This window comes from Shewanella sp. SG44-6 (genome assembly GCF_014164185.1).
Classification (GTDB): Bacteria; Pseudomonadota; Gammaproteobacteria; order Enterobacterales; family Shewanellaceae; genus Shewanella; species Shewanella vesiculosa.
Map to the genome: position 1 here is coordinate 1 of NZ_JACJER010000192.1, position 6,060 is coordinate 6,060.

General features: G+C 40.4%; 4 protein-coding genes. 3 read left to right on the plus strand and 1 reads right to left on the minus strand.

Annotated elements, in window-relative coordinates:
• The first annotated feature begins 243 nt into the window (after window positions 1-243).
• Genes H5185_RS20730 through cydX form a run of 3 tightly spaced genes read left to right on the plus strand, consistent with a single transcriptional unit; the run spans window position 244 to window position 3,083 of the window.
• Window positions 244-1,800, plus strand: a complete 1,557-nt coding sequence (locus H5185_RS20730) for a cytochrome ubiquinol oxidase subunit I (RefSeq protein ID WP_124016871.1) — start codon at window positions 244-246, stop codon at window positions 1,798-1,800.
• A 15-nt stretch (window positions 1,801-1,815) separates the two neighbouring features.
• On the plus strand, window positions 1,816-2,955 hold the full coding sequence (gene cydB / locus H5185_RS20735) for a cytochrome d ubiquinol oxidase subunit II (protein ID WP_124016872.1): 1,140 nt from the start codon (window positions 1,816-1,818) through the stop codon (window positions 2,953-2,955).
• A 17-nt stretch (window positions 2,956-2,972) separates the two neighbouring features.
• Window positions 2,973-3,083 (plus strand): cytochrome bd-I oxidase subunit CydX, encoded by a 111-nt coding sequence (gene cydX / locus H5185_RS20740; RefSeq protein WP_124016873.1) that lies wholly within the window; start codon window positions 2,973-2,975, stop codon window positions 3,081-3,083.
• 538 nt (window positions 3,084-3,621) lie between these two features.
• Here cydX and H5185_RS20745 read toward each other — a convergent pair.
• Window positions 3,622-5,628 carry a methyl-accepting chemotaxis protein gene (locus H5185_RS20745; RefSeq protein WP_182721993.1) on the minus strand — a complete coding sequence of 669 codons (2,007 nt, stop codon included), beginning with the start codon at window positions 5,626-5,628 and terminating at the stop codon, window positions 3,622-3,624.
• Between the last annotated feature and the right edge of the window lie 432 nt (window positions 5,629-6,060).

Genomic DNA, 6,060 nt, shown 5'->3' on the forward strand with positions numbered 1-6,060 from the left:
CGAAAAATCTAATGTTTATCACATTTTTGACTAAAAAATATGATCTCCTAGGTATTTATACCGTAAGATACAAGGCGTTTAAGATTGCACTTGAAAACACAGGCAAACAGATTAATTTATCATTTTTACTCATTGGTGAGTTATCCACTGCTTCAATATGACCGTTTTCAGGTATAACATCATCATTATAGTAACCCCGTGTTACTGTGTAGTATTTGGTTGTACTGAAGTAAGGAGCCGCCAATGATTATCGAAGAGGTCGTTGAGCTATCGCGTTTTCAATTTGCGTTGACAGCCATGTATCATTTTCTATTTGTTCCACTCACCCTAGGTTTAGCTTTCATCCTTGCGATTATGGAATCACTGTATGTGATGACGAATAAGCAAATCTATAAAGACATGACAAAATTTTGGGGTAAGTTGTTTGGGATTAACTTTGCTCTAGGTGTTTCTACGGGTTTAGCAATGGAATTCCAGTTTGGTACTAACTGGTCCTACTATTCTCACTATGTAGGTGACATTTTTGGTGCGCCTCTGGCCATTGAAGGCTTAATGGCTTTCTTCCTCGAGTCAACGTTAGTCGGGATGTTCTTTTTCGGTTGGGATCGTTTTAGTAAACGTCAGCATTTAGTGGTCACATGGCTTGTTGCCATCGGCTCTAATATGTCAGCCTTATGGATTTTGATTGCCAATGGTTGGATGCAAAATCCAGTAGGTTCAGTATTTAACTATGAAACCATGCGCATGGAGATGGTTGATTTTGGCGCCGTAGTGTTTAACCCTGTCGCGCAAGTTAAGTTTGTTCATACTGTAGCCTCTGGTTATGTTGCTGGTTCGATGTTTGTGTTAGCTATTAGCTCATACTACATATTAAAAGGGCGTGACTTACCGTTTGCTCGGCGCTCATTTGCTGTTGCAGCAAGCTTTGGTATGGCAGCGATTTTATCGGTTATCGTATTAGGCGATGAGTCGGGTTATAAAGTCGGCGAAGTTCAACGTGTTAAGTTAGCAGCTATTGAAGCTGAGTGGCACACTGAGCCTGCTCCAGCAGCCTTTACTGTCGTTGGTTTTCCTAATCAAGAAACCATGGAAACCGACTATGCGATTAAAATCCCTTATGCCATGGGTATTATTGCAACGCGAACATTAGACGAAGAAGTGACGGGTATTAAGGATCTTATTAAAGATCACGAAGTACGAATTCGTAACGGTATGGTTGCCTACGGATTGCTTGAAAAACTACGTGCTGGTGATAAATCAGCAGAGGTTAGAGAGCAATTTGAAGCGACTAAAATCGATTTAGGTTATGGTTTCTTGCTTAAGCGTTATACCGACAAAGTGGTTGATGCTACCGAAGAGCAGATTAAAGCGGCCTCTTATGATTCTATTCCAACTGTCGCACCTATGTTCTGGAGTTTCCGGATTATGGTGGCAGCAGGGGTGATTATGTTGTTCGTGTTTGCAGCCGCTTTCTGGCAAAGCACTCGTCATCAAATCGCTGAGAAGAAATGGGTACTGCGTGCAGCACTTTATAGCTTGCCACTTCCTTGGATTGCCATTGAAGCCGGTTGGTTTGTGTCAGAGTTTGGTCGCCAACCTTGGACTATTTCTGAAGTGCTTCCGACCTTTATGTCGGCGTCTAGTTTAACCACGGCGGATCTTTGGTTTAGTATTATTTCGATTACGGTGTTCTATACCATTTTACTGGTGATAGAGGCTTTCTTAATGTTCAAGTTTGCTCGTCTTGGCCCTAGTAGCTTAAAGACTGGCCGTTACCATTTCGAAACCCAAGATGCTTAATCTGAGGACCTGATTATGTTTGATTACGAAGTATTAAGATTTATTTGGTGGGCGTTAATCGGTGTATTATTGATTGGTTTCACCGTGACAGATGGCTTTGATCTGGGCGTGGGGATATTGTTACCTATTATAGGTAAAGACGATACCGATCGCCGTATCATGATCAACACAATTGCTCCGCACTGGGATGGTAACCAAGTTTGGTTAATCACTGCTGGTGGTGCATTATTTGCAGCTTGGCCTATGGTTTACGCAGTGGCGTTTTCTGGTTTTTATGTGGCAATGATGCTGGTGTTGTTCGCACTCTTTTTGCGTCCTGTTGGCTTTGATTACCGCTCTAAAATTGAAGATCCAAAATGGCGCAAAACATGGGACAAGGCATTATTTGTCGGCTGTTTCGTACCACCATTAATCATTGGTGTTGCATTTGGTAACTTACTCCAAGGTGTACCGTTTAACTTTGATGAATATTTACGTGCTACCTACCATGGCGGTCTATTCGGTTTATTAAATCCGTTTGGGTTATTAGCCGGTCTTGTGAGTGTCACTATGGTGATAATGCAAGGGTCTACATGGTTACAAATGAAGACGGACGGCGAGCTTCGTGTGCGCAGTGCTAAGACATCACAAATTTGTGGCAGTCTATTAGTGGTTCTGTTTGGTGCAGCAGGCTTTTGGTTGGTCAATGGTATTGATGGTTATGTGATCACTTCAGCTCTTGACGTCGCTGGAGTATCAAATCCAACCACTAAAACGGTAGCGGTTGAAGCCGGTGGTTGGTTGATAAACTACGATAAATATCCTTTGACTATGCTATTTCCTGTATTAGGTTTGTTAATGCCAGTACTAGTGGTATTAGCCAGTCGTTTGAATCGTAGTGGTTTTGCATTCTTTTTCAGCTCGCTTGCTGTTGCGGGGGTGATTTTAACGTGTGGTGCTGCTATGTTCCCATTTGTTATGCCTTCATCATTAGAGCCTAATGTGAGCTTAACTATGTGGGATGCTACTGCTAGCCAAATGTCACTTAAAGTAATGACCGTTGCCGCTATCATCTTCGTACCGACTGTCCTAAGTTATACCATTTGGACTTATTACAAGATGTTTGGCCGCTTAAATCGTGAGTTTATTGAAAACAATAAAAACTCACTTTATTAAATTAAGGAGCAACATTTATGTGGTATTTTGCTTGGATTCTTGGTGTATTGTTAGCGTGTTCATTCGGTATTATCAACGCGTTATGGCTTGAGAATACTGAAAATATGGATCGTAACAGCGACAACTAATCGCGACATCTGTAATTGAAAAACCGTCTTGGTAACAAGGCGGTTTTTTATTGGCTTTTGTTTGGTAGGTAATAAAGCACACTTCTAAACAGGCTTGATAGTAGTCGAATAATCAAGCCAGTTACCAACTTATCTTGGTTATTCATTCAGCCTATAGCTAACCTGATCGAGCAAGTATAAAGTTACTTTACGTTATGTTGATGTCTATAAAGATAGAGCCCAATCGATGTAGGACAAGATGTCTTAGAGGGAGGAGATCGATGTAGGACGCCGATGTAGGGGATTGATGCAGAAGGCTGAGAAAGATAACTGAAAACGATAACTGAAAACAATCATAACAGTGGGATGGCACCACAATAATAATGCAATCAATATAGTGATAATTGAGTCTTGTAGAAGAGATAAATCGTGCTGTGCTGTACTTGAATATTAGTGATATTTGAGTCGCGTGGTAATCGGGTATCATGGGCCTGAAGAGCATTTTATTGGATCAGAACCCAATCGCTGAGCTCTGATCCCTGTTATCAATTTCAGTCAACTACACGACTTTAAATACTCCAATTTGTTGTTTGATGCTGACCGCAAGTGCGGTTAATTGTTCTGCATCACTGACCGCTTTTGTTGCCCGTTCATCACTATTTTGTGCCAACGTCGCTATAGTATGCAAGCTATGAGACACCTCATCTGCCACTGTGCTTTGTTGATTAGTTGCACTGGCTATACTGGATGAGAATATTGCCATTTCACCGATACTCTGATTAATCTGACTGAGTTGGAGATTGACGATATTAGCTTGTTCAGCTGAAGATGCTCCTAACTGCTGGCACTCGACCATTTGTGTCGCGGTAAATTTTACTTGATGCTGTAATTTAGCTATCGTCGAGCTAATCTCACTAATTGAACGCTGCGTTCTTTGCGCAAGAGAGCGCACCTCATCAGCCACAACGGCAAAACCACGACCTTGTTCTCCTGCTCTAGCAGCTTCAATAGCAGCGTTTAATGCTAGCAAGTTAGTTTGTTCTGCAATGCCATTAATCACTTCAGTTACTTTACTAATAGCTTGGCTCTCACTGCTGACACTTTCAATATTTTTTTGACTTTGGATGAGTTGCTCACTTAAAGATTGCAGCGCGGTGACCTCTTGGCTTAACTGAGCATGCCCTTGAGCTGATGCACTATCAATTTCCTGCGCTTGCTGTGCTCCTTGACTAGCATTTTGGGCGACGTCTTTAATCGAAGAAGACATCTCTTCGATAGCCGTCGCAATTTGCTCTGTTTGGTTTAACAGTGCTTTTGCTTCATGACCATTTAACTTTGATGTTTGTTGGCTTTGATTGGCTTGGTTTTCTAAGCTAATAACCGACTGTTTTAATGATTCAATTAAACTCGCCAAACTCGCAGCCATTTGGGTCACACTGATAGTGATGTGATCAACTTCATTACCACTGCTTTCAGAGCACTGCATGAATGTTTGTGAAAGATCGCCTTGACCTAATTTAGCGATTTGTTGCTGTAGATTTTTTAATGGCTTCATCGCACGATTGATCACCATAAACAGTAAAACAGCAATCAGAACTATGCCTATCAATGCTAAAATCACGTTAATTTTTAGCATAGCTAAACTTTCATTATTTAATTCTTTGGTTGGCACATAGCCAACCATGGTCCAATTCCAACCGGCAATCTTTATTGAATAAGCATACATCTCTTCATCCGATAATGAAGTGTAAACCCAGCTGCCTTTATCTGTGAGTGCCTGTTCAAGCGATAAACCATTAAACAATGATTCAGTAAAAGGCGCTTCAGTGTTCAAATCGCGATGAGAAATAACTTGTTTATCAGAATTACGGATAATGGCATAAGATCCTGACTCTTCGAGTGTGAGTGTTTTAAGTGCATTCTGGATTTGCAGAATTGATTGGCTAATGTCATAACCGATAAAAAGGATAGCATTAACTTTGCCGCTGCTGTCTTTTACTGGGCTATAAATCGTCATGTAATCTTTGCCAAAAAGCTTGGCATAGCCTTCGTATTTTTGACCACTAATTAATTGCTTATAGCCTGGGTGATTAACCCCCAGATAAGTCCCTAGCGCACGGTTACCATCCGTTTTTTTCAGTGATGTTGACACTCGAACAAAATCATCATTATCACGAGCAAATATAGTCGCTACGCCGCCAGTTAGTTGCGAAAAGCGGTCTACATTATTATTTTCATTATTAACTTGTTCATTATCATGTAAAAGAACCGGAGTCTTAACGCCTAACACGTCAACGGATTTATTTTCTATCGAGAATTGTCCTGGATATAAAGTACGAAGAATATCAGAGCTGCGTTTCGCCGAAGACAACATACTGTCGTATTCCAGTTCAAGTAAATGAGTATTACTGTCCATTTGTGATTGTATAGCTTTGATCGCTTTATCGTGTAATACAGTGGAAGCGGTTAGATATGAAAAACAAGACATAGCGGTGAAAATAATAACGGATGACAACACGACAAGAGAGCCTATTTGTTTTGAAATAGGCCAGTTTTTATAGTTCATATGCTCTTTCTCATAATTATTGTGATGATTAATCTAAATAGATATGGTTCGCTCAATTTAATATACCGCGTAAATGTAAAGATTGTCTGGTATGAAGCCAAAAGTGTGAAACAAATGAAGATTCATGTTCTATGGGTACATTTATCGCATAATACGACTAGGAATTTTAAATTTAGACTGTTTTTTTAGGTTAATCAATAACGCTTATGTTAACAATGTCTAAATTAGCATCTGCCTTTTTGCTCAGGCCACTACCAGCAAGTATTTAGAGGGTAGAGCTAACCATAATATATTAAGTTGACTTGAATTATTATCTTGTTTATTTGACCAAATTGTCGATTTATACCTAATTGCACGGTGCAGGTTAGGGAAGTCATGTGGCTTATAAGGCTGGACGAGAAAGTATGTTCGGCCGGTGAAATGCTCGACAAG